This window comes from Urechidicola sp. KH5 (assembly GCF_054661455.1).
Window position 1 is genome coordinate 751453 of record NZ_BAAFSW010000002.1, and the last position, 25533, is coordinate 776985.

Consider the following 25533-nt stretch of genomic DNA (forward strand, 5'->3'; position numbering starts at 1 on the left):
AGAATCATTTGGTTTTAAAATAGAATAGTTATTTACTCATTTTTAATAATGTAATTACTAGCTTTTTCACGAATACTATTATACATATCAAGACGCTCTTTTGTCTTGGGTCTATGGCCATCTTTTGTCCATAAAGGTTTAATCATATTTAACTCCCACGCCTTATAAGATTCATTCATTTTTTTTACTAATTCAGGATTTTGAGTTGCTAAATTTATGATTTCCATAGGGTCATTTTCTATATCAAACAAAAGCATATCATCACTATACATTCTTTTAGTTAGCTTGTAATTATTTTTTCTAATAGCATATGATTCACCTCCTGCAGTGCGCCAATATAATTCTTGATGTGGGGCCGAAGCGTTGTTATTTATTAGATAGGGTAATAAATTTTTGCCATCAAATCTCAGATCAGTTTCTATGTTGGTAGCTGCTAAAATGGTTGGAAATATGTCTAATGAACTTACCATTTTGCTATACACCTTTTTTGCAGGTAAAACCTGTGGCCATGATGCGCAAAATGGCACTCGAATACCTCCTTCAAATAACATTCCTTTATAACCTCTATAAGGTGTGTTATTGGCAAAATCAGCTGTTACACCACCATTATCACTGATGAATATAACCAGTGTATTATCTTTTATATTGAGATGAGATAAAAGAGAGTTTATTTTGCCAATTCCTTCATCCATTGCTCCAATCATAGCTGCATAAACACTGCGTTCTCCGCGTTCTAAATAACGTGTTTTATCTAGTTGCTCTTTAGTAGCATGCAAAGGTGTATGTGGTGCATTATAAGCTAAATACAAAAAAAACGGATTGTCTTTTGATTGTTTTATAAAATCCAGAGCTTTCTCAGTTAAATCGTTTGTCAAATAGTTAATTTTATTTTCTGCAACAGGGGTCTCATTCTCAAAAAGTGTGCGTTGATTAGGTGTTTCATCTTTATTATCTAAAGACCAATAGCTTCGGGCTCCTCCAGAAAATCCATACCAGTAATCAAATCCACGTTGCAAAGGAAGGTGGTCTTTTGTATATCCTAAATGCCATTTTCCAACAGCTCCAGTTTTATAACCGTTTTCTTGAAGAACATTTGATATCAAAGTTTCATTAAGAGGTAAACCAATTTGAGTGTTTTTAGGTTCATAAGGTGGATTGTTTTCATGTCCGAATCGTTGTTGATAGCGCCCTGTCATAATTCCGGCTCTAGACGGACTGCAGTATGAATGAGTAACATAACCTTGTGAAAATGCTATTCCATCAGATGCAATGCGGTCAATATTTGGTGTTTGAATATCTCTAGATCCACTAAACCCAGTATCAGATATCCCTTGATCATCCGAGACAATGAGAATTATATTTGGTTTTGTTTGAGTTTGTACAGTGTTTTTACTACAACTCTTTACAATAAAACATATAACAAAACTTAATACAATTAATATACATTCTCTTTTCATAGGGGGCTAAATACTTTTTAAAAATTCTTGAAAAATGGGTTGAACCTTTTCTTTTTGTTTGAAGTAAAACATATGTCCAGCTTTTTCAAATTCATATAGCTTAAAATTAGATACCCGATTTTCTTGGCATTCTTTTTCAAAATTCTTGTAATGATAGGGCATTACAATTGGGTCTTCGGTGCCATGAAGCATATACACAGGAATTTGGTTTTTGTGTATATAAGTTACAGGGGAAACACTTTTTTGAAATGATTCATCTTTATTTTGATATTTGCTAAACTGAGTTAAGGATCCTCTATTTTTTACACGCGCAACAAAATCTGTAGGAGCTGAAACCGCCATGACAGTTTTAATATTGGATGTGTAATTGGAATAAACATCTGTTTTAAATGCTTCATCTGGAGTAAGGGCAATCATTAATGCTAAATGCGCTCCTGCACTGTAGCCCCAAACACCAATTCTATCTGAGTCCATCGGGATTTCATTTTCTAAAGATTTTAAATAGCGAATGGCCTGTTTAACATCTTCTATACAAGCAGGAAAAGGAGCTTCTTGAATTAATCTATAAGATATACTAACACCAACAAAACCTTGTTTAGTGGCTTGAAACATCAACCAAGAGACTTGGTCGTTATCGCCTTTGGTCCATCCACCTCCATGAATAAATACAACAACCGGTTTATCTTTTAAACCATCATCTTTAAAGGCAATGTCTATTTCTGAAGCTCTTTGAAAATTACCTTCTCGGTAATGTTTTACTTGATAGTTTATTCCTTCTGGGATATTAGGTTCCTTAACTGGAGGTCGCCCGTTCTTTTGTTGAGTCATTCCAGTTTGAATACAGAAAAGCACCAACAGAAAACTAAACAACAGAATTTTTCTCATAGAGTTTGTATTATTATTCAACAATCAGTTTTTGCTGTTCAATCATATAATCATAGCATAACTCTGTTAAGTTCTTACCATTAAAATTAGTATTCCAAGCACCATGTCCAATTCCCTCTAGCGCAATCAGTTCACAAGGCACTTCAGCTTTTTCATAAGCAGATTTTATTTTAGTTGCCTCTGAAAATTCTACTGTTGGATCTTTGGTTCCATGAACAATCATAATGGGTGGTGCTGAGGAATCTAGCTGATTGGTGCCATATAAACGATGATGAATTTCAAGAGCAGCCATACCTCCCCAGAGGTCTATTAGATTTCGTACTTTAAAGGTGTGTTCTAAATTAGTAGTCTTTAAAGTAGGATCTGTATTTGCACTGATTTCATTAGTAAAGGCGTCTGTGTTGCTAACTCCAATCCCTATTGCAGAAAATGCACCAGCAGAGCTTCCTAATACCGTTAAGTAATCCATGTTTATGCCAAATTCATTAGCATTTGCTGCTATCCAACGCATTGCGGCTTTGGCATCTCTTAGTGCTGGATATATGGCCATTATTTGTGCTTTTCTTTTAGGACTTTGCCCTTGAACTTCTTCTCCAAACTGTTTCCATTCTTCAGGAACAGTACCTTTGTGTTTTAATAAGCGATAAGAAATTGAAAAAACCACCCAACCACGAGATGCGAAATAATTCCCCATTTGTTTAAAATGGTTGGTTTGTCTACTTCCACCTTTAAATCCACCTCCATGAATCAATACCAATGCAGGACGATTATACTCTCTACTTTCAGGTTGATAGATATCTAACAGTAAGTCCATTTTAGAGGCCTTCTCGCTATTGAGTGTTTCATGTGTTAGGCCTTTACCATAAACAACTCCCGAAGTATATTGAACTTGATAGCTAGCATTTTCCTTTATAATTGGAGTCTTGTTTTGTTGAGCTACTAATGAAAAATTAAATAAAACAACAAGTAAAAGAAGGATGTTTTTCATATTTCAATAATCTGAATTCAGGTTTTTTAACTTAATTAGCAACATTATTATTCTTTGGGCTGCTCTAATTGATAGTCCTTGTCGTACAAGTTTAATTGATCTCTTCTCCATTTGGCACCTTCTAAGAATAGTATGTGTGGAGCAGATACATCCCAATCTCCTAATTCTTTTAGCATCGACTGTACTAAATCCCAATTTTCTTGAGCCACATTTTTTTGTTCAGATGGATCTGTGTCTAAATTAAATAACATTGGCATGCGGTCTGGTAAGCGAACCAATTTCCAATTTCCTTTTCGCATACCAGCACTAATAGTAAAACGCCACATGAGTGTTTCATGTGGATGACCTTTAATTTCATTAGTGATAAATGGAAATATATTAACACCATCAAACGCATCTTTATCGTTTATTTCTCCACCCGCCAAGGATACAAAAGTAGGAGCGAGGTCTAAGGCAGTGATGGCTTTATTGTACACACCACTTTTTAATTTTTTGGGATAAGAAATCACAAACGGTACTCGAATCCCCCCTTCTAACAGTATTCCTTTTCGACCATTATATGGAGCATTAATTGATCCATTATTGGTATCTGGCCCTCCATTGTCACTAAAAAATACAATTACGGTATTATCATAAATATCTTGATCTTTTAATTCTTTTACCATACGCCCAATATTCACATCAAGTCGATGTACCATTGCAGCATAGGTGCGTCGTTTTTCATCTTCAATATGACTATACAATTTTAGGTCTTCTTTAGTGGCTTGCATTGGTGCATGCGGTGCATTAAAAGATGCGTATAAAAAGAATGGTTCGTTCTTGTGTCTTTTAATAAAATCAACACACTCATCACCTTTGTCATCTGTAAGATACGTGATTGGTTGTGGTGTTTTATAATTTGAAATAATAGGACGGTTGTATTTTTTGTTAGAAGTATTTTCAGCAAAGTAGTTGTGTCCGCCTGCTAAATAGCCCCAAAACTCATCAAAACCTCTATTTAAAGGATGAAATTGTTCGTCTTCTCCTAAATGCCATTTTCCTACAATACCGTTTACATATCCTAAATCACCTAATCTATCAGCAATTGTTTTTTCTTCAACAGGCAGACCAGAATAGGCTGCATTAAATTGTTTTAAAGGTGTACTTAAATTGTTGTCGTAACCAAAGTTTACTTGGTTTCTACCTGTGATTAAACCTGCTCGTGACGGCGAACAAACAGGAGCCGAAACGTAACCATCTGTAAATACCACCCCATCTTTAGCAATAGCATCTATATGCGGTGTTTTGATTTGTTTACTACCTGTAAAACCAACATCGGCATAGCCCAAATCGTCGGCTAGAATAATTATAAAGTTTGGTTTCTGTTCTTTACTTTGAGCGATCATCAAACCAGATGACATAAGAAGTATAAGTATGACTAATTTAACTTTCATAAAAGGTTTGTTTAAGTTTTTATTAAATAGTTTAATTCACGACAATTTTTATGGTTTGGAAATTATCTTTTACTTGAGCCTTTACAAAATAAATACCAGAAGCCCAAGAATGTACATTAATTACCTTTTTAGAAGTTGTAATAATGTCTTGGTTGATTAGAGTGCCTAAACTGTTGTATATAGAAATAGTTGTTTTGTTTGTGTTGTCAATCAAATCAATGGTAAAACTTTCTGATGAAGGATTTGGATATACAGCCATGAATTTTTGTTCGGATTCATTTACACTTAATGATTCTTGAACTTGAATGCGTAAAAATCGAGCAGTCCCTTTTGGTATTGTGATAAGTACTTCATCGTCGGTAGAAGATAATACACCAATTGAACCTCCACCATTTAATTGATCGAATACAGTGCTTATACCCGAAAGATTGTTTCCAAGTTTTAATCTCACTGAACGTTGAATGGGAGAAAGTACATTATTGCCTGTTAGAAATACGAAATAAGTGAATGGATCATCTTTATCTTGGGCTACCTGCCAAACGCATTCTCCATCGACAAAAAAATCGAGGTTTTGTCGCTCTGTGAGTAAATCGAGTACAATTTGACTTTTGCCACCACTTACCCAGCTATCTCCATTGGTTTGATATGATTTATTACACCAATCGTTATCTAGAACTTCTGAAGATGACCTATTTGGAATGATTGTAACAAACCCACCAGGAGAAGTAGGCATAATATTGTCAAACCTACGTTTAGCTCCCCAGATATATGAAGAAACATCTGTTTCTGAGACATTTTCATATGCATTCCAACAAGAGAATTGACCTAATACGTTATTAGGATTACTCGGATAATACAAGTAGTAGTCGTGTTTTATTGATTGTTCTGTAAGCCTATCCACTCTGTTATATAAGGCCACAGATACTGGAGAAATTCCCTTTATCTTGTCTACACTAAGGGCATTAGGGTATAAACCGTTTTCTGCTATTTTTAAAAAATTTAAAAACCCTTTTTCATATGCTTGCGTCCATTCTAGATCGGGGTTTGTAACATCACCTCGTACAAATAATGGATTTTCTTTTGAAGTAACAGAGGTAACTCTAAAATATCTTGCACCTAAAGCATACGCATTCAACATTTTTCTTAAAATAACATGTGCATTTCGCATGCCACCCCATTCGGCTACACGATTTGGAGTTAAATCATCTCCAATAATGTTGCAACCCCAATCTTTTACATCTCCATTCATCCACATACCAACACGTTCGGCAATACTCCAATCTTGAACATTTACATTTGAATTTTCTACACCCGGTACTATCATTTCTGTGTATTTAGGAAAATATTCATCGGTCTGTTGTTGAGTCCAAGTTGAGAACATTGCTCCTTTAGCACACATCATTACTTTCGGAGGGATTGCACCTATTGTTGTTGCTCGATCTAATAGTGCATCCATGTGCGGTATGTAAGTGTCAAAATAACTATGATGTGACAATTCTCGAGTTCTGGTCATCATATAATTTACGCCATCTACTACCGAAGCCTCAAAACAATCTGCTAAGTTTTCTGGAGTGATATACTGACGTGACCCATGACCAATTTTAAGGCTAAAATATACTCCTCTTTGTGCGAGAGCACGACAATATTCTACCATACCTTCAGGAGTAATATCTGGGTCGGTACCGTCACTACTAACTCCAAACACGGTGGCACTAATTTCTGCCACCATACGAATACGGGTAGGATCATAATTTACTTGCCCTCCAATTTTATCTAACCAATCTTGCTGCGCATCTAGCACTCCCTGAGCCCTTATAGCACAATTTGCGGGCGTCATTTCCCAACCTAACCAACTTGCAAAATAATGTATAAATGATATCGGTTCGTCGGCTGCCGTTGCAGAATTTCCTGTAAAGTTATCAATGGCATTGGATAGATTGTCTAAATTTTGATTGATTTCTCCAAAGGTACCTTGATTGTCAATTATACGTCCATCAGTACGCCAATTACTATCTGTAATATCTATAACATAAAAGTGGTCATCGCCATTGATTGGTCCTGTAATTACGAGTTTATCTGCAGCTCCTGTTCTGCTTTCTAATCGTGCCGCATCTGAAAAATGATAATCAGAATGAACCCATGAATAATCTGAAATATTAAGTGCTTTTGTAGGTGGCTCATAATCTGATATAAATAAATCATCGCCATAAACTGTAAATAGTTCTGGTTTTCCGTCGTTGTCAAAATCGCCTGGAATACCGTGTTGCATTAAATATTTGCCAGTATTGGTAAGTTTTTCTTTATCACCTGCTCTGAAACCATTATTTGCAATCAAGTATTGCTGTGCATAATTAGCATAGGTACTTAGGCTTATCTTTTCATTACTAGAAAGCATAGTAGATAAGAGTTGTGTGTTTGGACCGTCTTCAGGATGAAGTACTCCCCAATGTCCTACCAATTCATCGTCTCCATCACCATCCATATCAAATGCATGTGGAGCTTGTTTATCTGTATACCCCATACCATTCGCAACATCATCTTCGTTGAAAGAGGTAATACCATTCCAATAGGAAGGGCGTTGAAAAGTGGATAAGTCAGTTAAATCAAAAAAGCAGTGTCCTCTAAAATTTCGATTATTTACGAACGAAATAACTTCATCAACTCCATTCCCATCAAAATCACCTGCTACTACATGTCTAATAACTCCTGCAACTCCTTGTGGTTTTTTTGTTTTCGGTCTAAAAGTTGATAATTCATTTCCTGTATTATCAAAAAAATATACAAGACCATCTACTCCTGAAGTGGCAATAATAGGTTGACCTCCAGCACCGATTCCGACAGTAGCAGAATATAAAGCCCCAGTGCTCACTTCAATATCCAACAGCAAATTACCTTGAGACGATAGAATTCTCAGATGCCCATCTGTACCCGGTACTAGAACTTCATCTCCAGTGCTACTGCTTATTACTTCACCTGTAATTACTCTAATACCAATTGAGGTTGGAGGTTGATATTCCCAGAGGCGATTGTCTGAAGCAGGGTTTGAGATTAAATCTGGTCTATTAAAAGCAATTACTTTTCCATTAGTAGTCATTCCGACAATAAAATCTTTTTTGCCTACACCATCAAAATCGGCAGTGCAAATATGCATCATGTTATCGCCTTGAGTATTGTATGGTTGAAAAGCGTTTATAGATTGACTTTGCGCAACTTGGTATACCAATAAAACAAGAACTAAGAGTTGTAGGGTAGATTTATTCATACGCTAGTTTTTATAAAGTCTATAATCGTATATCCTATAATTCATTTCTCTCATATAGTCTATAAGTTCATAATGAATTTGATCGGTCATATCTACCAATCCACAATTGGCATTTTCTCCATTTCCTCTTCCAGCAGTTGTAGAGTTTGCCCACATAAACCAATGGGCACCAACACATCTTGGATTTCGTAGAGCGCCCTCTACAAAGTTTACATATTTCTCTCCACGATTTCTTTGACTTGAGGCATAACCAAGTCCGGTAAAGAATTTTCCAGTATCTAAAGCTCCAAAATTAAATTCTGAAACTATAAAAGGTTTATCTATTCCTTTTTGAGGATATGGATAAAATTCAATTTCATTTTCATATGCATTAAAAGAAAGAATGTCTAAATATTTAGCAGCAATTGAGACGTTAATTTTATTTTTATGATTCCCGTGCCATCTGCAGCCAATATACATTTTACCAGGAGCATGCCTCTCTATCAACTTTTTAGTAATCTCAAAATAGGTTTTGACCATATTCTGATAGTGCATTTCATTTAATTTTTTTACGCCACTTAATTTAATGTCATTTTTATGAACATTGGTCTGTAACAGGTCGTCCCAACTCTTAAAGTCGCCACCTGTTTTTACATTGAATGCATCTATGCTACCCAATTCTTTTTTAAGTAACTCGATGTACACTTTTTTACCAATTGTTTTAGGACCTTTCTCCAAGGTGTTCTGAGCCAAACTGAATGGATTGCCCCAATGAATTTCATTGTTAATAAAGAAGCCAAAGAAGTAGGGGTCATTCTTCACAAATTCCGATTTTGTCTTTACTTTTTTCTCAACATCTGCTTCCCATTTAGGGTCAAAAACATCTGGAAATTTTTCATTAATGGCAGGATACATTGCATTTATGTAAACGGTGTAGGGCAGTTTTTTTTCTTTTGGTTGTTTTGCAACCGCCTCGTTAGACCATCCACCTAGCGTATTCAATCCCCAACTTTTCATTCGATCTAAGGTCACGGGCATGTATTTTTCTTCTGCATTGCTACCGTATTTTTTATAAAGGTTTTGTAATCCAAAATAGTATGAGTTCTTTTTAAAAAATTTTTTAGACGCAGGATCATTTTTAGGGATACTTTCAAAGAAATGTTCTCTCTTATTATAAGGTGTTGCTACTTCTAGTTTACCAGCGCCATTCACACCTGTTGACCAAAATAAATATCCTTCTGGGTCAATAATCCACCATTTTCCTTCTATTTTTTCTGTTCTAAAATTTCCGGTTGCTTCAAATTGAGGACCACTTTTAAATCCTCCGTATTTATTCCATTCTAGGGAGCCTGTATGCGCTTTTAAATCCGCAGCTTCTTTTTTAAAGGCGACTTTAAATTGACTATCATCTGTAATTTTACCATCCCAGTTTGCATGCTTGTATTGTCCGTATTTATTTATAAAAGGGAAAAACTCAGATCGATTATTGGTGTATAAATTAGAGGTCCCTTTTCGATTTTTAAACAATCGTTTTAAAACTATTTTGCGCTCAGATTCTTGAGCGGGAAATACTATTTGGATTCCTTTTATATGCTTTGCATCAATACCGTCAAAATTTAGAATTATACCATTTGGCATTCCTTTCATTTGCGGAAAGTCTTTAGCTTGAGGGTAGTCTTCAATATTAATTTTATCACGAATTAGCACACAATTGAAAACTAGATTTTCTTGAGGTTTTAAAAATCCGATATGCTTATTTTTGACACTATGATTGCTGTTTTTACGTCTTGGGTTATCGTATAAAATGATCGGATCAAATCTGACTTTTTCATTGTTAAGATTCTCTAATTCTAAACTCAAAAACACCCATTGGGTTAAATCCCAATAAGTATTTTTTGGTTTTATAGTAATACTTCCTTTTTGACCTGCCTCTAATAAGACCTGAATACCATTTTGGACGTTCGATACTTGTAAATTGTTACTTTTTATTTGAGCAATATTGGTACTTTTTAATTCTTCTAGTAACTCACTTTTAATTTCTTGTGCAAAAAGAAGAGGTGCTATAAATAGCAGTAATAAAAGGGGAATGTTTTTCATTGACGATATTTTAATAATTTCCTAAATGGATTCTTAAATAATAACTTCTATCACAAATATCTGTGTAGTATTTTTCTATAGGTATTGGACCGCAGCTACCATTACCAAGTGCACCATGGTCAAAATCTATATTAAGAATGTTAAATTCGTTTGCTTTTAATTGATATGGATGTGTAGCATCGTTTAATTGTTTTGTGGTATACTTTCTAAATGAAAAATTTAAGGGTTTATTACTCTTAAATAAGATACCAGTATTTTCGTCTTTAAAAATTTTACCCCATCTAATTTCTGATTTATTTCCATTTTCTTGAGGTCTTGCGTAGTTTACAAAATGCTCGTCAATTGTAGCTTTGTATATACCCAATTGCATACCTGTATTACGATCTTTATAAGAACTTCCTGGGCCTTTTCCATACCAAATACTGTTACTAAATGATTTATTGACTTTCAGTTCGTAGCCAATTCTTGGAAAAGTAATTGGAGCTCCTTCACCTAAATATGAAACACTTGTTTTAATTTCTACAATGCCATTATCATTAATAATAAATTGTTCATTGGTTGCAAATCCTTTTGTATTGCCAATAGATAGATATTTTTTTCTAAACTCAACAATTACCCTTTTCTTTTCTCTGTGCATATTAAAATGCTCAACAGTGGGTAATAAATTATGGAAATCAATCGCATCCCAAGTTTTACGCAAATTAATTTTCTTATCGTTATCTATATAGGCTCTATTAAAAGCTAAATCCATTGAGCCATCTATAACTTTCATGCCATTGTATTTGGCGCTTTTTATGTGACCCACTACTTTATCAAAAACTATTTGTCCATTTTCAAAAGTTATAATTATAGAATTGTCTTTCTCTCTCGCTTTTACTTTTTCTTCAGAATTAATTTTGGCTAATTCTAAAGGAGCTTCTTTTACAATAAATTCTTCCCAAGCGACAATATGGCCAGCAGCAGACCAATCTGTATTCGATTTAGTTTTCGCTTGTAGTTTCAGGGTATATTCTAAAAGAGAGGATGCTGGTAAATTATAATCTCTCAATTTAAAATTGTCAGCACTTCCAGCGATTAAATCAGAATGCATTTCGCCAGATTGAATCGTTTGACCTTCTTCTAGCAACTGCCATTCAATATCAAAACTATTTAAATTAGTTTCAAAAAATTTATTTTTGATTTCTACAACTCCATTTAATGTGTCTATCAATTTAAAAGCAATGTTTTGATATGCTTTTTTTACTTCAACAGTTTTTGGAGTAGGCGTTAAGTCAGCCATCATTACTCCATTCATACAAAAATTACCATCATTTGGTGTATCGCCAAAATCTCCTCCATACGCCCAAAAATAATTGCTTTCTGGTTTTAGACATTCTTCATGGGCATGATTAATATCTTGTATTTGGCTGCCATATTTTCCATCTATCGATTTGGTAATTCCTTGATCAGACCAATCCCAAATACAACCACCAATAAGCGATGGGTATTTTTCAAATACATCTACATATTCTTGTAAATTACCAACACTATTACCCATAGCGTGTGCATATTCGTTTAAGAGATAAGGTTTATCCAGATTCATCGATCCAATATGTTCCATATCTTTTACTGATTGATACCTGCCAAATTTATGTTTTTTACCACCTTTCCAAATTCCACCACCATAGGTGTCATATGAAATTGGTTCTTCAGAAGAATGGTAGTGTGTTGGCCTTGTGGTATCTATTTCTTTGGTGCGCTTTTGCATTGCTGCCATATTCACTCCATTACCGGCTTCATTTCCAAAAGACCACATAATTACACTTGGATGATTTTTGTCGCGTTGAATCATAGCTTCCATTCTTTCTACATGTGCTTTTTCCCAAGTAGATTGCTTTGCTAAAGAGGCAGCACCATATTTCATGCCGTGAGATTCAACATTTGCTTCGTCTATTACTAACAAGCCATATTCATCACATAATTTGTAGAAATAAGGAGACGCAGGGTAATGGGCAGTTCTAACAGTATTAAAGTTGTTTTGTTTTAGAAGTTTAATTGTTTTCTCAATACGTTCTTTTGGTATGTGTTTACCATGTATAGGATCATGCTCAACGATGTTTACACCTTTGATTAAAATAGACTTACCGTTAAGCAGTAATTCTTGTTTATCTGAAATAGATACTTCTCTAAAGCCTATATTAGAAGAAATTGCATCGATCGTTATATTATTCTCTTGTAATTCAATAATTAACCGATATAAGTTTGGAGTTTCGTGCGACCAAAGTACGACATCATTTATAGATTTTTTAAACACAAATTCTTTTAAAGCATTAATTGTGTCATTCACAACGGTAACACCATTTTTATCCAACAGTTTAATTGAAACCTTATAATTACCTAACTCTTGATCGGAGTAATTACTCAGGTTTAATTTTAAATTAAAATCTGCTCCAATTTCGGTGAGTGGAGTAGTTACAAAATAATCTTGTATATAAACTGGATGTTTTTGAATGAGGTTCACATCTCTAAATATGCCTCCCATTCGCCAACCATCTTGGTCTTCTAAATAACTGCCGTCACTCCATTTAAATACTTGTATTTTTAGCGTGTTCTCTCCCTGCTTTACATATTTTGAAATATTGAATTGAGCAGGAGACCAACTATCTTGGCTATAACCTACTTTTTTACCATTTATCCATAAATAAAAAGCAGAGGCCACACTTTCAAATCGAACAAATGTTTCTTTCGAATTGGTTTCACTTAATGTAAATGTAGTTTGATAAAGCCCAACTGGATTGCCGTTTTGTCCTGAAATATATGGAGGGTTTTTATCAAATGGATATACAATATTGGTATATATTGGCTTGCCATATCCTTGCATTTCCCAAGCTGCTGGAACTGTAATTTCATCCCATTTGCTAGGAATTAGATTTTCTGGCACTTCACTAGGGTTATTGTAAAAAGCAAATTTCCAAATACCATTCAGTGAGGTTACATCGGCGCTGCTATCATCATAAAAAAGAGTAGCGTTTGGTTTTTCTTTATTTATTTGTGTTACGTTTTGGTTTTCCCAATCATTTTGGTTTTGTGCAAAACAAAATATGGTGCTACATACAAGTATTAAAAAGGATAACTTTTTCATTTCTCAATAGTATTTTTCCAATGGTTATATGTTTCTATTCGACTTGTTTTTGAATTAGAGTCATAGAATCGAACATTTTGACCAATTTTATCCTGATCGCCTAATTCTTTTCTACCTTCTTCAATTAACAATAATAATGCTTTTACTTTATCTGGATGATGATTAGCTACGTTGGTAGTTTCCTCTTTATCATTTTTTAAGTTGTATAGTAGCAGTTCTTCTACAGGTTCTACTTTTCGCGCAGCCCATTTAAGATATGCAGGTTTTCCGACACGAGGGAGTACTAATTTCCATTCTTTATCACGCACTGCTTGCAGATGTGTATAAAAATAATAGTAATATCGATCATGAGAGCTTTTACCATTTCTAAATAGTACTTCTTGTAAGTCTTTTCCGTCGATTATAGTGCTTTTAGGTATTTCGGCCTTCGCTAATGCAGCAAAAGTGGGAAGGAAATCCATGGTAGTAAGCAATTCATTACTAACAATATTTTCTGGTATTTTGCCTTTCCATTGCATAATGGCAGGTACACGCACCCCCCCTTCCCAGGTTTGTGTTTTATTCCCTCTTAATGGATACGCACTTCCACCGTGATCTCCAATTTTAGCTTCATTCCAAGGACCATTGTCTGAGGTAAAAATGACGAAAGTATTTTCTTCTAAATTTAATTCTTTAAGTGTTTTTAAAACTTGACCCATACTCCAATCTAATTCTTCAATAACATCTCCGTAAAAGCCGCCTTTAGAGGTTTCTTTAAATTCATTTGAAACTCCCAATGGAACATGAGGCATATTATGTGATAGGTATAGAAAAAATGGTTCGTTTCTATTTTGTTTAATAAAATCGAGAGCTTCCTTGGTATACATCTTTGTAAGTAGGCCCATTTCTTCAACGGTATTAATAACTTTAATTGTATCACTGTTTTTAAGTACCGAACATCTAAATTTGTTTTGTTCGATATACTTGGTAGAACCATTAAATTTTGGTGTGCCTAGAAAGTAATCGAACCCTTGTTTTAATGGCATTTGGTCTGGCGCATCGCCAATATGCCATTTCCCTATACATGCTGTTTTATATCCTTTTGTTTTTAATATCTCTGCAATCGTTATTTCTTTGGGGTGAATTTGAGTGTGAATTTCTTTTGTGTTTTCAGGCTCTGCAATGCGCATTGGATAACTACCAGTTAGCAATGCCGCTCTTGACGGCCCGCAAAGAGGTTGTGCATAAAAATTTGTAAATAGCATACCCTCTTGAGCCATTTGATCTAAATGAGGGGTTTTGATATTAGCTGCACCAAAAACACCTACATCATTATATCCTTGATCATCTGTTAAAAAGATAATGAAATTTGGTTGTTCAGAAACTTGACCTGCACAAATGAGTGTTAAAAAACAACCTATTAGAAATATAAAATGTTTGTGTATTGTCATTTTTAATTTAATACAATTTTGCTCACTTCTTTCTTTACATCTTTACTAGATACAACTGCAATATAAATCCCTCTTGAAATATTAGAAACAGACATAGTAGTTTTATTGTTAGAGAAATTTAATTGTTGTTTAGCTACCTGATTTCCCATCATATCAAACAACTCTATTTGGGCGTTAGAAATGTTACTATAGGTTGAAACCGAAATAGAATTTTTTGCAGGATTAGGGTATATTTTAAAAGTGTTATCAATTGAGTTTTCTCTTAACCCTAAAACATTGTTAGTTTTAATGAGTTGAACATCGTCTGCATTGGCAGTAACAGTGCCGCTCGGAGGCTGCCAAATAGATACTTTTAATTGTGTCTGATCTACATCAGTAGTAAAAGTAATTTGATGCAGGGTATATGCTGTATCATAGGATTCAGTTGAATATTGATTTACTTCATCTCCGTCTGCAATAATCATTACAACTCTATTTGCAGCATTACTTGTTTTTAAATAGGCTGAAAGGGTATATTCTGTATCGGGCTCTACTGTTACCCATTGGTAAACAGACCCTTTATCTATCATGTTTAAGGCAGAACTACCTTCAAATGCATCTGTGGTATTTGTCGGGCCATTCCAAGGTGTCCAATGATTAAGCGCATTTTCAAAATCACCATTTAATAACATATTTTGAGTTAGGTCTCTTTCAAAGGCTACCATGGTTAAAGTGTTAGCTTGAATATTAGCCATATAGCTTCCTCTTGTAGCATGATTCCATAAGCCTATATCTTGCAATACTCCTGGATCTTTGAATCGCTTAGCTTCATGAACTGACAGCACGTCAACTCCAGTAAAATTAAATTCAACATTGTTTTGAGCATCATCTTTACTCAATATATAAACATAAACTTTATCTCCTTTTAAAATTGTAGCAGTTAATATTTGATTGTCACTTATTGTTGAGCTAACCAATTCTCCATTAATCGCATTTTTATATAATTCTAGCATAAGTGCAGTTGGGGTAGGGCTGTAATTATCATCAGAATCTACTAAGGTCATAAAATCAGAATTTGCATAATCTGCCCATTGCGTCGTCCACATTGCAGCGAGTTCCAATCCTCCTTGAATAAATTGCAACTGCATTTCAGATTGCATTAATGCTTGCATAAATTCTGTATGTGCAGGGTTCGAATGAAAATCTCCAGGTGCGATATTCCATTCTAAAGCGGCTAATTTTATATGTGGTTTCCCAAGAGAAGTGGTTAAGTTATTAAAATACTCTATCTCTTCTACAAAAGTGCCACCATCGTACCAATCTGTATCGTTTTCCATTGGTGTTGTTGCTTTCCAAGCATTCCAATTAGCAACACCCCATTTCCAGTACCAATGAACATCGATATAGTCAATATTATTACCAGCTGTATTAATTATTGTAGTATATGCTGATATATTAGTTCTTACTTTATCCGTCCAGTTAGCAATGAGAATAGCATCTGGTACAAGTGCTTTTATTGCAGCAGCATATACATTGATTTTTTGCGCATACAATAGAGGTGTCCATTCTTCATTATCACCATCTACATCTTTATTGTAACCATTACCATGATGATAAGTTTCGTTATCTAGATAAAAGTATTTAACATTAAAGCCATTGTTGAGGCAATAATTAATCATATCTTCTGCTTCTTGAATAGCATCTGCTTCTCGATTCCACTCCATTCCAGAACTCATGTTAATACCTAGCATTGGTTCCGTTCCAGCAGCATTTGTTAAAGTGATATATTCATTTAAATCCATGAATTCTGCAGCGGGTCTATCATTTGCATCGTTATAGCTTGGATTCCAGTTATCTATCCATCCCACACCAGATAGATTGTTCCAGTGATACATCGTTGCTACTGTACCCCCAGGCCAGCGAAGAAAACCCGCACCAACATCTTGATATATTTGAGCCATGGTGCCATTGTTGTATATGGCATCGTCTTCTTCTGAATAAACGAGTCCATGACCTTGAATCATAGGATGTATAATATGGCTTTTATCTGTTGCATCAATATTTAACTGTACTTGAGCCTTTATCTGTAAGGTATTGCAGATGAACAAAAGAGTTAAAATGGAGTTGATCTTTTTCATATTTTTAGAATTTTCTATTAAGAATGAGACTATTACCTTTTGATAAATATCGTTGTTTTTTATTTAATAAAAAGGTTCTCTCCTTAATTGAAAAGGAATCAAGTTCTAATTTACCGTACAAGACGTCAAATTTCACGCTATATTCTTCTTGATTTTTATCAATTGAGCACATGCCCCAAGCGGTGCCATTTGACCAGAAATAATTACCTGGTTTATCCGTAAATTTTATTGATTTTTCAATGGCTGAATATTGAAATTCACTAAGAGCTATGAGAGATGCCCAAGATGCCATTGCTCGAGCATAATGATGTCCACACTCTGCTTCATCAAACGGGTTTCTTTTCAAGCCATCATAACGATCTCTAATGTTTTTGATATTATTTAACCCTTCTTCCTCCAAACCTTCATACAGCATTCCGATGGATGCTGTATATTCAAAACCAGTCATGACTTCTGACCAATAAGGAAATGGTATTGTTGGTCTTCCACCATTTGGCCAACTAGCCATTAATAGTGCTTTTTCATCTCCCATTGCATACGAGCGCATATTGTTAAAGTGCTCATACATATTATCTCTATAATTATACTTTTGAATACTTTTTAGTGCTGACTTTACATTGTCCTCTTTCACCAAATAGCCTAACCCCAATACATGAGCCATATATTGACCTACCAATTGATCGACCAAACAGCCTGTTTTTAATTGATAAAAGGGATCATTCAAATCTAGTAGCTTTACTCTTTTCTCACCAATTTGACCTTTTGGAATATCATTTTTGGAACTTGGTATTTCCATTTTGTGAACATAATATTCTCCATTGAATAAATTTTCATCTGTCCACGCACTTCCATACTTGAATAATTCGTTACATTTTTTTGCAAAGGCAAGATCATCAAGAAAACTGGCCATTTCTTCGGCAGCTCTTAATGCTCCTAAATACCAAAGTTGCATTTGTGGATTTGGACCGAAATACTCTACATCCATCGTGTTGTGTTGTATGCCCTCCATTATTCCATTAACATCGGCATCCCAACCATTTTCTATCCAAGCATAGCCAAGAACCGCTTTTATTTTTGACCAGTGGTTTTTTAGAAACTCCGTATCTCCAGATAATTGCCATTCTCGATAAAACTTCATAATGGTTCCCATCTGTCCATCGGCTGCAGCTAAATCTATCCCCGAAACATCTAATTCTAAAGGTAATTTTGTTCGAAATCCCATATGCCCATCTTCTCCAGTAGCATAATCAAATTCAACCTCTCGCATGGTTCTAGCTAGATCATTAAATAAAAATGGCGTGGCTTGTTCGTAGTTCCAAACATGTGTACAAGAGCCAAAACAGGAGCCTTTTCTATCCATTACTCCTTCCCATCCAAACATTTTTCCGTCTGCTGTTCTAAAAACAGTTTGAGATCTTAGGGTGCTTAAATTAAATAAGGCAGCTTCTTTTACTACTTCGGGATATGAACTTTGTACAAAGGAATTTGTAAAAGCTATAGTATTATTGGTTAATTCAGGTAAGTTGCTGATTTCTTTTTCAATTACATCCCACGCATTGTTATATTTAGTGGTGTAATAATTCTGTAATTTTTCTTTGGACCAAGCATATCTATTTGGGAAATGCCATGTCAAATAGAAGTTGAATATTTTAGTTTCTCCGGCACTTAGAATTTTATGAACTGCCAAAGAAGCTAAAGGGTCTTTATCGTATTGTTTGTCTTTTTCTATTAGTAAACCATTACTGCTAAAATCATCCCAAAAATTTAGTGTACTATTGTACCATTCGTTTTTAGTAGAGCTAGTTCTATATGTTATTGTGGCGTCTTTTTGGTTTGGAGTTGAAATAGCCATGGTTCCCCAAGCAGCATCATTTTTATCCACTCCTTCTGAATACATGTAAATGCCTTTTATTACTTCAGTAGTTCTAAATTCATTTTTATTATCCTCTGCACCAATTGGGATAAAATCTCCTTTCCAATCAGAGGTGTGCCTACTGCCATCTTTGCCAATAAAATTTCGAATGTTTCCAGAAATTGAAACTTCTATTTCTTCATTACTAGTATTGGTAACTTCATAAGAAAGTATAGCGATTGGAATACCGGAAGCATCTGCATCAGCTGGAATAAAGGGATTATACCCAATGACTTTAACATCTACAGGCATTGTTTTATCTGATAGATTAACCATACCAAAAGGGTATGTCGCATCAAAGGATGCTTCTCTAAATCGTGGAAAGCCATGATGGTTAACTGAACGCCCTTCATAATGCTGATAGTCTCCGGTATTTATTGGTCCAAGCAGTGCTTTTGAATTAGGAGATTCGTTCATTTTTTTGGTATAAATAGCGAAGAATGGTGCATCATTACCGGTTGTAACCGTGCTATAATCTTTAGCAGGAACATTCATTATTTCCCAATCTCTTAATTCTCCTGAACCACCTAAAGAAACAGTACCTGTACCAATACCACCTATTGGCAAGGCAATACGATGCAAATGATCTTTATCGTAACTTTTTAAAATAGCTATTTGTTTGCTCAATAGATTTTGAGCAATAAGATTGCAACTAATCGCAAGAGTGACTATTAGAAGAAATCTTTTGATCATTACTCTCTTGTTACTTCATTATTTTGAATCCTCTCTATTTCTGCGGCAAATTTTTGTACTAATTTTTTCTTTTTATCGGCAATATTTTGAGTTTCTCCAACATCTGCAGATAAATCAAATAATTGAGCTTTTTTGGAAGTACCCGACTCTATGTTCTTTTCTTTCTTAATCCAAGAAGGGTTTTTGTTAGTAGGATGGATGTACTTGTAATCTTTATGTCTTAAAGAAAGGGTAACAGATTCTTCTAGTAAAAACTCTCGTCCCTTATCTGAAATTCCAGAAAAGGCATCCCACATAGCATAACTGTCTGGTGCCTCCATAGCATCTAATTTATGTCCAATTAATTCGGCAACAGATGCATAAATATCGGTTTGAGTCATTAAAGCATTACTTTTCTTTGGAGCAATTGTCCCAGGCCAATACACAATAGTTGGAACACGAGTCCCTGCTTCAAAAGCACTGTATTTATTTCCACGGTAAGGTCCAGCAGGTTTGTGGTCTCCTAATCGTTCAACAGATTCGTCGGCATATCCATCATCCAAAACTGGTCCGTTATCACTTGTGAAAATCACAATTGTATTTTTATCCAAACCTCTTTTCTCTAGGTGATTTATTACTTCACCAGTAATGTAATCCATCTGAACAATAGCATCGCCACGCACTCCCATATCCGTTGCTCCTAAGAAGCGAGTATCTGGTAATCGAGGTACGTGAATATCATGAAACGAAAAGTAGAGGAAAAAAGGTTCTTCCTTACTTTCATCAATAAAAGTTCGAGCTTTGCTAAGCATTTGATACGGTACAGTCTCATCTTTAAAGCGCGCTGAATTACCTCCTGTCATATATCCAATTCGAGCTACACCATTTACAATGGTTTTACCATGAAAATCATCAGAAGCATAGCGCTCTAAATCTGGGTTTTCATTTCCAGTTGGATCTGTACCCACTTTCTTTTTGTAATTTATTTGAATAGGATCTTCTTGGTCTAAACCAACAACATGATGGTTTTCTAACATTACCGAAGGAACACGATCTCCAGTTGATGGAATTAAGTAACTGTAATCAAATCCAATTTCTAAGGGCCCTGGACTCACTTTTCCGTTCCAATCTACACTACCATTGCCTAAACCTAGATGCCATTTACCTACAACGGCTGTATTGTAACCGTTTTGTTGAAGCATTTTGGGAAGAGTAGGGCGATCAGTACTTATTAACAATGGAGCATCTCCGGGCAATACTGCAGCATTTTTTCTAAAGGCATATCTACCTGTTAATAGAGAATATCTAGATGGCGTACAGGTTGCAGAAGAACTATGAGCATCTGTAAATAGAACACCTCCATTGGCCAGTTTATCGACGTTGGGTGTATTAACTGCTTTGGCGCCATAAGAACTCAAATCTCCATAGCCTAAATCATCTACATAGAAGATTACAATATTTGGTTTTTCGGTTTGAGCAAATGTAAATGCACTTGCAAAAAGTGTTATAGCGAATAATGTTTTTGTGAATTGCATGAATCTTCTTATTGAATTTCTATGGCACCCATGTCTGGATTGCCTTTAATCTTGTTTCCTAAAATATCTGTTTCTACTTCTAATCCTACATAAAGTCCTTTGGTATCTCCAGTAATGTATGGTATTTTAATTCCCTTATTCTTAATCAAGGATTTATTGGTTGGAATGTAATCTTGTATTTCAATACCTCCTGGATTTTTAAACTTGGGATTTCCAATAATGGGGTCTTCATCTTGAATCATTACATTTTTTGGCCAATTTTTAGCTTTTAAGAACAGATTGTTTTTAAAGATAACATTTGGTATATCTGCTGTTCCTTCTTCTTGAGGCTGGTATTGATCTCCTAAAACCGCTTTGCTTTCTCCTTCTATGTAGAATATGTTATTTGCTACCAATACACCTTCTGCCACCTTGGCTACGGCCATTTTTGCAGTAATATCATCTTTAACATAAATAGTATTGTTGTAGAAATATGAATTATATGGTCCTTTTCTTTTTCTGTCTTTTCCAACAAAACCACTTAACCAGTAAATTTTTCCTTCTTGAAAAGCAACTCCTTTCTTTTTTACTCTATGCCCATCGTTTATACTAATATTATAGCGGTAAGAACAATTCCAGTTATTACCTAAAATTTCAGCAAATCCGCCTGCATTGTTTTCGCTCACATTGTATTGTACAACAACATTTTTACAGTTAAAATCTATATGACATCCAGCAGAATCTGCAGGTCCGTTGGAATTTCTAAATTGGTTATGTTCGATTAATACGGTATCTACTCCCCAGGTCCACATACCACTACCGCGGCCCCATTTTCTGCTGTCATCTTTTGATCCTGAATAGTTCACATCGTTCCCTTTAATTAACGAGTTTGTAATATGACTGAATTGCATACCTGGACCTCCGGTTTTGAAGACTTCATTATTCAAAACATTTAGGTTATCAATTTTTCCGTTGATTTTAATTCCGGTATGGGCAACATTTTCAACACGGTTATTTTGAACATATGCGCCTTTTAATCGAGCTTTTTTATTTACAATAAAACGAATACCCCAACCATAACTTTGGGTACCATTGGCCGTTTTCACTTCTTTTTCTCCTCTCTGAAATCCTGAATTTTCAAAGAAAACGTTTTTAACAGTGCAGTTTTCGATTGTAATATTCTCGAAAATACCGTCGCTAGTAGTATAAAAAATACCACAACGCATTCCTTTTTTAGGATTATTGTCTCCACCGTTTGCAGTAACACTAATTCCATCAATTTTTAGATGACTCCCTCCTTTAATTAAAATACCATTTAAATACCCTTTAGCGTTAATGTGAGGTTTTTCTGTATTGCTATTATATGCATAGCTAGTAACAATAATGGGGTTCTTTTTAGAGCCGTATTGTTTATCTAAAATTAATGTGCCTGTGTACTCTAAACCTGTAGCCAATAGGATTTGGTCTCCCGCTTTAAAGTTTTTTCGATTTACTTTATCCAGACTTTTCCATGCTTGTTCAGGGCTTTTACCAGTGTTTTTATCATTTCCAATTTTAGAATTTACATAGTATTCAGTGGCAAACATTGATACGCTAAAAATTAGAGCGCAACACAAGAAGAATAGCTTGTTTGATTTCATTATAGGCTATTTTTTAGAGGTGATTTAAATCTTGGATCAGGATTTTTAATTCTGAATTCAATAAAATCTGTTAGTATTTTAAATTTTTTATTGTCTTTAAAAAGTTGATGATCTCTTAGACTATTTAATATTCTTAGAGGATTTCGTTCATCATAATTAAATGAAGTTTGTATGTCATTTGCAGATTGAACAAATTCATTAGATTTATCTGGATTTAGAATAGAAGCTAGCTGTTGATTCCTTACAATATTATTTGAAAAATTGGTTTGGATAGGAAAAGTATCACCCCAATCATTAAATTCAATTAATGTGTTTTCAATTTCAGGAATCTCCTTGTTCGGTAATATTAATATATTGTGATTTATCTCTGTGTTTTGAACAGGTCCGGTGATGTGAAACGTAGGGGAAAAATAACGTTTGTTATGTGTTTTATATGGACGGATACCGTCATTTACACTTAGATTATACTTAATTTTTGTGTTTTCTGTGCCAATATTTATAGGTTGCCCTAATTTTAATCCGTTATTACAGATTAACATAAAACCTCCCCAATTGTCAAAACTGTAATTGTATTGAAATACTGAACCAATACAATTAAAGTCGGCATCATAGCTTTGTCCATCCCATTTTGCTCTATGATCACTAACTTCATTAAATTGAATAAGCGTATTGTCTGAACTCCAAGGCCAAATTCCAGCTGCAGCATCACCAAAAGGCATACTATCTACGCCTTTTCTTATAACGTTATATTCAATTAAGGCTCCATCACAACCAATTGGAACAATTCCATCACCAGGAATATTTTCAATAAGGTTTCCTCTAATTACAACACCAATACTTGGATGCCATTTGGTGCGATTCGCGTATCCTCTTGAATTGATCGCATTACGTTCACAGTGATGTAAATAATTATTAAGAATTTGTAAATCTACAAATCTGGTTTTTACTTTTTCTCCTTTGTTTTCCCATAAAATTGCAGAACCTCCCCCTTTCTTTTTTTCTAAGAACCCATTTACATGATGGATTTCTAAACCTTCTAAAACAATGTGATTACAATCTCCGAAGTTCTCAGCACGAACAATGACGCCACGTCTTTTTCTCAGTGGCTGACTGCCTTGATTTGTTATTTCTAAGTTTCTAATTTCCCAGTATTGAACATTGTAGAGCAGGAGAGTATACAGTTCTTCTCCTTTACCATGTATTGCTGGATTTGCGCCTTTACCATACTTATCAATTTGTATAACCTTTTTGTTATTACCAGAACCTTTTGGAATCAATTGACCTTCATAAGAAGTTCCAGCGGCAAATAGTACAATATCTCCAGGTAAAAATTCTTCTTCATTAACTTTATTTAGAGATTTCCATGCATTCTGTTCGCTTTTACCATCATTATCGTCATTTCCTGTTTTACTATTTACATAGTAATTAGTGGCGAGCACTGTATTCGTACATACCATTAAAACAATTGACAGAATATGATTATAAAATTTCATTTTTGAAATATTGGGAGCTATACTATTGATTAGTTTTTCTTCTTATCCTTTTTCTTTTTCTTAATATTAGTTTGTGGTGCAGCATTATCTCTATATTTTGCTCTATCTGCTCCTTCTATACTCCAAATGTTCACATAGTCTTCGATCATTGGTTTTTCATTTTGAGGCAGTTGGGACTTAAATTCTATAATTAAGTCTGTGTAACTTGCATCTTTCGCTAAATTCTTCCATTCATTAGGATCTGTAGTATGATCATATAATTCTTCGCTCCCATCGTGATATCGTATATATCTGTGCGTTTTAGTTCTTACCGCATAATTACCTCTACCCCAAGAAGTAATAGTAGGTTTACTCAGTTCTTTATTTTGATCTTTTACAACTGGAATTAAACTTTCTCCATCAACATAAGCAGGCACTTGCACTCCAGTATATTCGGCTATAGTTTTGTAAACATTAATTAAAGAAACAGGTTCATCATATGTTCTTCCTTTAGGCTGATTTTTTATTCTTCCATCATAAATTATAAACGGAACTTTTGTGGCTTCTTCCCAAAGCGTAAACTTTTTAAAGGTATTTTTTTCACCTAAATGAAAGCCGTGGTCAGACCAAATAACTACAACGGTATTTTCTGCATAATCGCTTTCTTCAAGTGCTTTCAATACTCTACCAATATTGTAATCTGCCCATGAGATTGAAGCTAAATAAGCTCTTCTAATTTTACCCCATGCTTCGTCTTTTTTATACTGGTTAAACTCTCCTTGTTTGATCAATTTTTTACCTGCTTGAGGAATATCTTTTAAATCATCTTCTTTATAATTCTCTAAATCTACTTCTTTTGGATATTGATCAAAAAATCGAATTGGAGCGTCAAAGGGTAAATGAGGTTTTACAATTCCAACAGCCAAGAAAAATGGTTTATCATGTTTTTCTTTTAATTTTTCTATACCATAATTTGCAAATTGATGATCTTTATGTTCTTCATCTGGATGCAAGGTTGGTCTAAAAGAATGTTTAGAATTTCTTTTATATCCTTCGCCCTCTTTAAATTTCTTTTGAGCAGCCTTAGGTTTATAATAATCTGTCCATTCATTCGGATCGTCTGAACTGCCGTGATGAATTTTTCCTGATCCGAATGTGTTGTATCCATTCGCTTTTAACAAGGTTGGAAGCGTAGTATATTTTTCTCTCAATTGATCGTGAATATCGTGATCATAAAATGGGTATAAACCGGAGTTAAATGGTTCTACACCATATAACAATGCATTTCTACTTGGTGAGCAACCTGGAGCAGAAACATGTGCATTTGTGAAATTGATTCCTTTATCAGCAATCTTATCTAGATTTGGAGTAATTGCTTCTGAATGACCACCTAAAAAGCCCGTCCAATCATTCATGTCATCTATTGCTATGAATAAGATGTTTGGTTGTTGGTCTTGTGCGAATGCAGAAAGCGCACCAATTAACAATGCGCAGATACAAAAGGTTAAATTTTTATACATGTTAGTTTAATTAATATATCGTTTTTATATGATA

General features: G+C 34.6%; 14 protein-coding genes. All 14 read right to left on the reverse strand.

The genetic code is table 11. The features are described 5' to 3' along the window. Nucleotides 1–32: 32 nt before the first annotated feature. The 14 genes from ACYQ5R_RS07960 to ACYQ5R_RS08025 are packed head-to-tail and all read right to left on the reverse strand — an operon-like array spanning nucleotide 33 to nucleotide 25499. Nucleotides 33–1457 carry a sulfatase-like hydrolase/transferase gene (locus ACYQ5R_RS07960; protein ID WP_460190389.1) on the reverse strand — a complete coding sequence of 475 codons (1425 nt, stop codon included), beginning with the start codon at nucleotides 1455–1457 and terminating at the stop codon, nucleotides 33–35. Nucleotides 1458–1463: 6 nt separating this feature from the next. Continuing rightward, a complete protein-coding gene (locus ACYQ5R_RS07965; protein WP_460190390.1) occupies nucleotides 1464–2342 on the reverse strand; it encodes an alpha/beta hydrolase fold domain-containing protein in 879 nt (292 codons plus the stop codon). 13 nt (nucleotides 2343–2355) lie between these two features. Further along, entirely contained in the window at nucleotides 2356–3330 is a 975-nt protein-coding gene (locus ACYQ5R_RS07970) for an alpha/beta hydrolase (RefSeq protein WP_460190391.1), read from the reverse strand. Between the two features lie 47 nt (nucleotides 3331–3377). Next, nucleotides 3378–4763, reverse strand: a complete 1386-nt coding sequence (locus ACYQ5R_RS07975) for a sulfatase-like hydrolase/transferase (protein ID WP_460190392.1) — start codon at nucleotides 4761–4763, stop codon at nucleotides 3378–3380. 31 nt (nucleotides 4764–4794) lie between these two features. Further along, nucleotides 4795–8025 (reverse strand): T9SS type A sorting domain-containing protein, encoded by a 3231-nt coding sequence (locus ACYQ5R_RS07980; RefSeq protein ID WP_460190393.1) that lies wholly within the window; start codon nucleotides 8023–8025, stop codon nucleotides 4795–4797. 3 nt (nucleotides 8026–8028) lie between these two features. Beyond that, nucleotides 8029–10101 carry a hypothetical protein gene (locus ACYQ5R_RS07985; protein WP_460190394.1) on the reverse strand — a complete coding sequence of 691 codons (2073 nt, stop codon included), beginning with the start codon at nucleotides 10099–10101 and terminating at the stop codon, nucleotides 8029–8031. 10 nt (nucleotides 10102–10111) lie between these two features. Further along, on the reverse strand, nucleotides 10112–13222 hold the full coding sequence (locus ACYQ5R_RS07990) for a glycoside hydrolase family 2 TIM barrel-domain containing protein (protein WP_460190395.1): 3111 nt from the start codon (nucleotides 13220–13222) through the stop codon (nucleotides 10112–10114). Then, nucleotides 13219–14652 carry a sulfatase family protein gene (locus ACYQ5R_RS07995; RefSeq protein ID WP_460190396.1) on the reverse strand — a complete coding sequence of 478 codons (1434 nt, stop codon included), beginning with the start codon at nucleotides 14650–14652 and terminating at the stop codon, nucleotides 13219–13221. The genes ACYQ5R_RS07990 and ACYQ5R_RS07995 overlap by 4 nt, the downstream gene beginning before the upstream one ends. Before the next feature lie 2 nt (nucleotides 14653–14654). Further along, nucleotides 14655–16769, reverse strand: a complete 2115-nt coding sequence (locus tag ACYQ5R_RS08000; protein ID WP_460190397.1) for a T9SS type A sorting domain-containing protein — start codon at nucleotides 16767–16769, stop codon at nucleotides 14655–14657. 4 nt (nucleotides 16770–16773) lie between these two features. After that, entirely contained in the window at nucleotides 16774–19374 is a 2601-nt protein-coding gene (locus ACYQ5R_RS08005) for a GH116 family glycosyl-hydrolase (protein ID WP_460190398.1), read from the reverse strand. Then, nucleotides 19374–20888, reverse strand: coding sequence for a sulfatase family protein (locus ACYQ5R_RS08010; RefSeq protein WP_460190399.1), 1515 nt, complete (start codon nucleotides 20886–20888; stop codon nucleotides 19374–19376). Before ACYQ5R_RS08010 ends, ACYQ5R_RS08005 begins: the two co-directional genes overlap by 1 nt. 8 nt (nucleotides 20889–20896) lie before the next feature. Further along, a complete protein-coding gene (locus ACYQ5R_RS08015; protein ID WP_460190400.1) occupies nucleotides 20897–22507 on the reverse strand; it encodes a right-handed parallel beta-helix repeat-containing protein in 1611 nt (536 codons plus the stop codon). Next, nucleotides 22507–24000: a right-handed parallel beta-helix repeat-containing protein gene (locus tag ACYQ5R_RS08020; protein ID WP_460190401.1), complete on the reverse strand. Its 1494-nt coding sequence runs from the start codon at nucleotides 23998–24000 to the stop codon at nucleotides 22507–22509. Before ACYQ5R_RS08020 ends, ACYQ5R_RS08015 begins: the two co-directional genes overlap by 1 nt. Nucleotides 24001–24029: 29 nt before the next feature. Then, nucleotides 24030–25499 carry a sulfatase gene (locus ACYQ5R_RS08025; protein ID WP_460190402.1) on the reverse strand — a complete coding sequence of 490 codons (1470 nt, stop codon included), beginning with the start codon at nucleotides 25497–25499 and terminating at the stop codon, nucleotides 24030–24032. Nucleotides 25500–25533 lie beyond the last annotated feature (34 nt).

Excerpts from the sequence above, each read along its gene's own strand:
- ACYQ5R_RS07960 (WP_460190389.1), bottom strand. The coding sequence starts at position 1,457 with ATGAAAAGAGAATGTATATTAATTGTATTAAGTTTTGTTATATGTTTT.
- ACYQ5R_RS07965 (WP_460190390.1), bottom strand. The coding sequence starts at position 2,342 with ATGAGAAAAATTCTGTTGTTTAGTTTTCTGTTGGTGCTTTTCTGTATT.
- ACYQ5R_RS07970 (WP_460190391.1), bottom strand. The coding sequence starts at position 3,330 with ATGAAAAACATCCTTCTTTTACTTGTTGTTTTATTTAATTTTTCATTA.
- ACYQ5R_RS07975 (WP_460190392.1), bottom strand. The coding sequence starts at position 4,763 with ATGAAAGTTAAATTAGTCATACTTATACTTCTTATGTCATCTGGTTTG.
- ACYQ5R_RS07980 (WP_460190393.1), bottom strand. The coding sequence starts at position 8,025 with ATGAATAAATCTACCCTACAACTCTTAGTTCTTGTTTTATTGGTATAC.
- ACYQ5R_RS07985 (WP_460190394.1), bottom strand. The coding sequence starts at position 10,101 with ATGAAAAACATTCCCCTTTTATTACTGCTATTTATAGCACCTCTTCTT.
- ACYQ5R_RS07990 (WP_460190395.1), bottom strand. The coding sequence starts at position 13,222 with ATGAAAAAGTTATCCTTTTTAATACTTGTATGTAGCACCATATTTTGT.
- ACYQ5R_RS07995 (WP_460190396.1), bottom strand. The coding sequence starts at position 14,652 with ATGACAATACACAAACATTTTATATTTCTAATAGGTTGTTTTTTAACA.
- ACYQ5R_RS08000 (WP_460190397.1), bottom strand. The coding sequence starts at position 16,769 with ATGAAAAAGATCAACTCCATTTTAACTCTTTTGTTCATCTGCAATACC.
- ACYQ5R_RS08005 (WP_460190398.1), bottom strand. The coding sequence starts at position 19,374 with ATGATCAAAAGATTTCTTCTAATAGTCACTCTTGCGATTAGTTGCAAT.
- ACYQ5R_RS08010 (WP_460190399.1), bottom strand. The coding sequence starts at position 20,888 with ATGCAATTCACAAAAACATTATTCGCTATAACACTTTTTGCAAGTGCA.
- ACYQ5R_RS08015 (WP_460190400.1), bottom strand. The coding sequence starts at position 22,507 with ATGAAATCAAACAAGCTATTCTTCTTGTGTTGCGCTCTAATTTTTAGC.
- ACYQ5R_RS08020 (WP_460190401.1), bottom strand. The coding sequence starts at position 24,000 with ATGAAATTTTATAATCATATTCTGTCAATTGTTTTAATGGTATGTACG.
- ACYQ5R_RS08025 (WP_460190402.1), bottom strand. The coding sequence starts at position 25,499 with ATGTATAAAAATTTAACCTTTTGTATCTGCGCATTGTTAATTGGTGCG.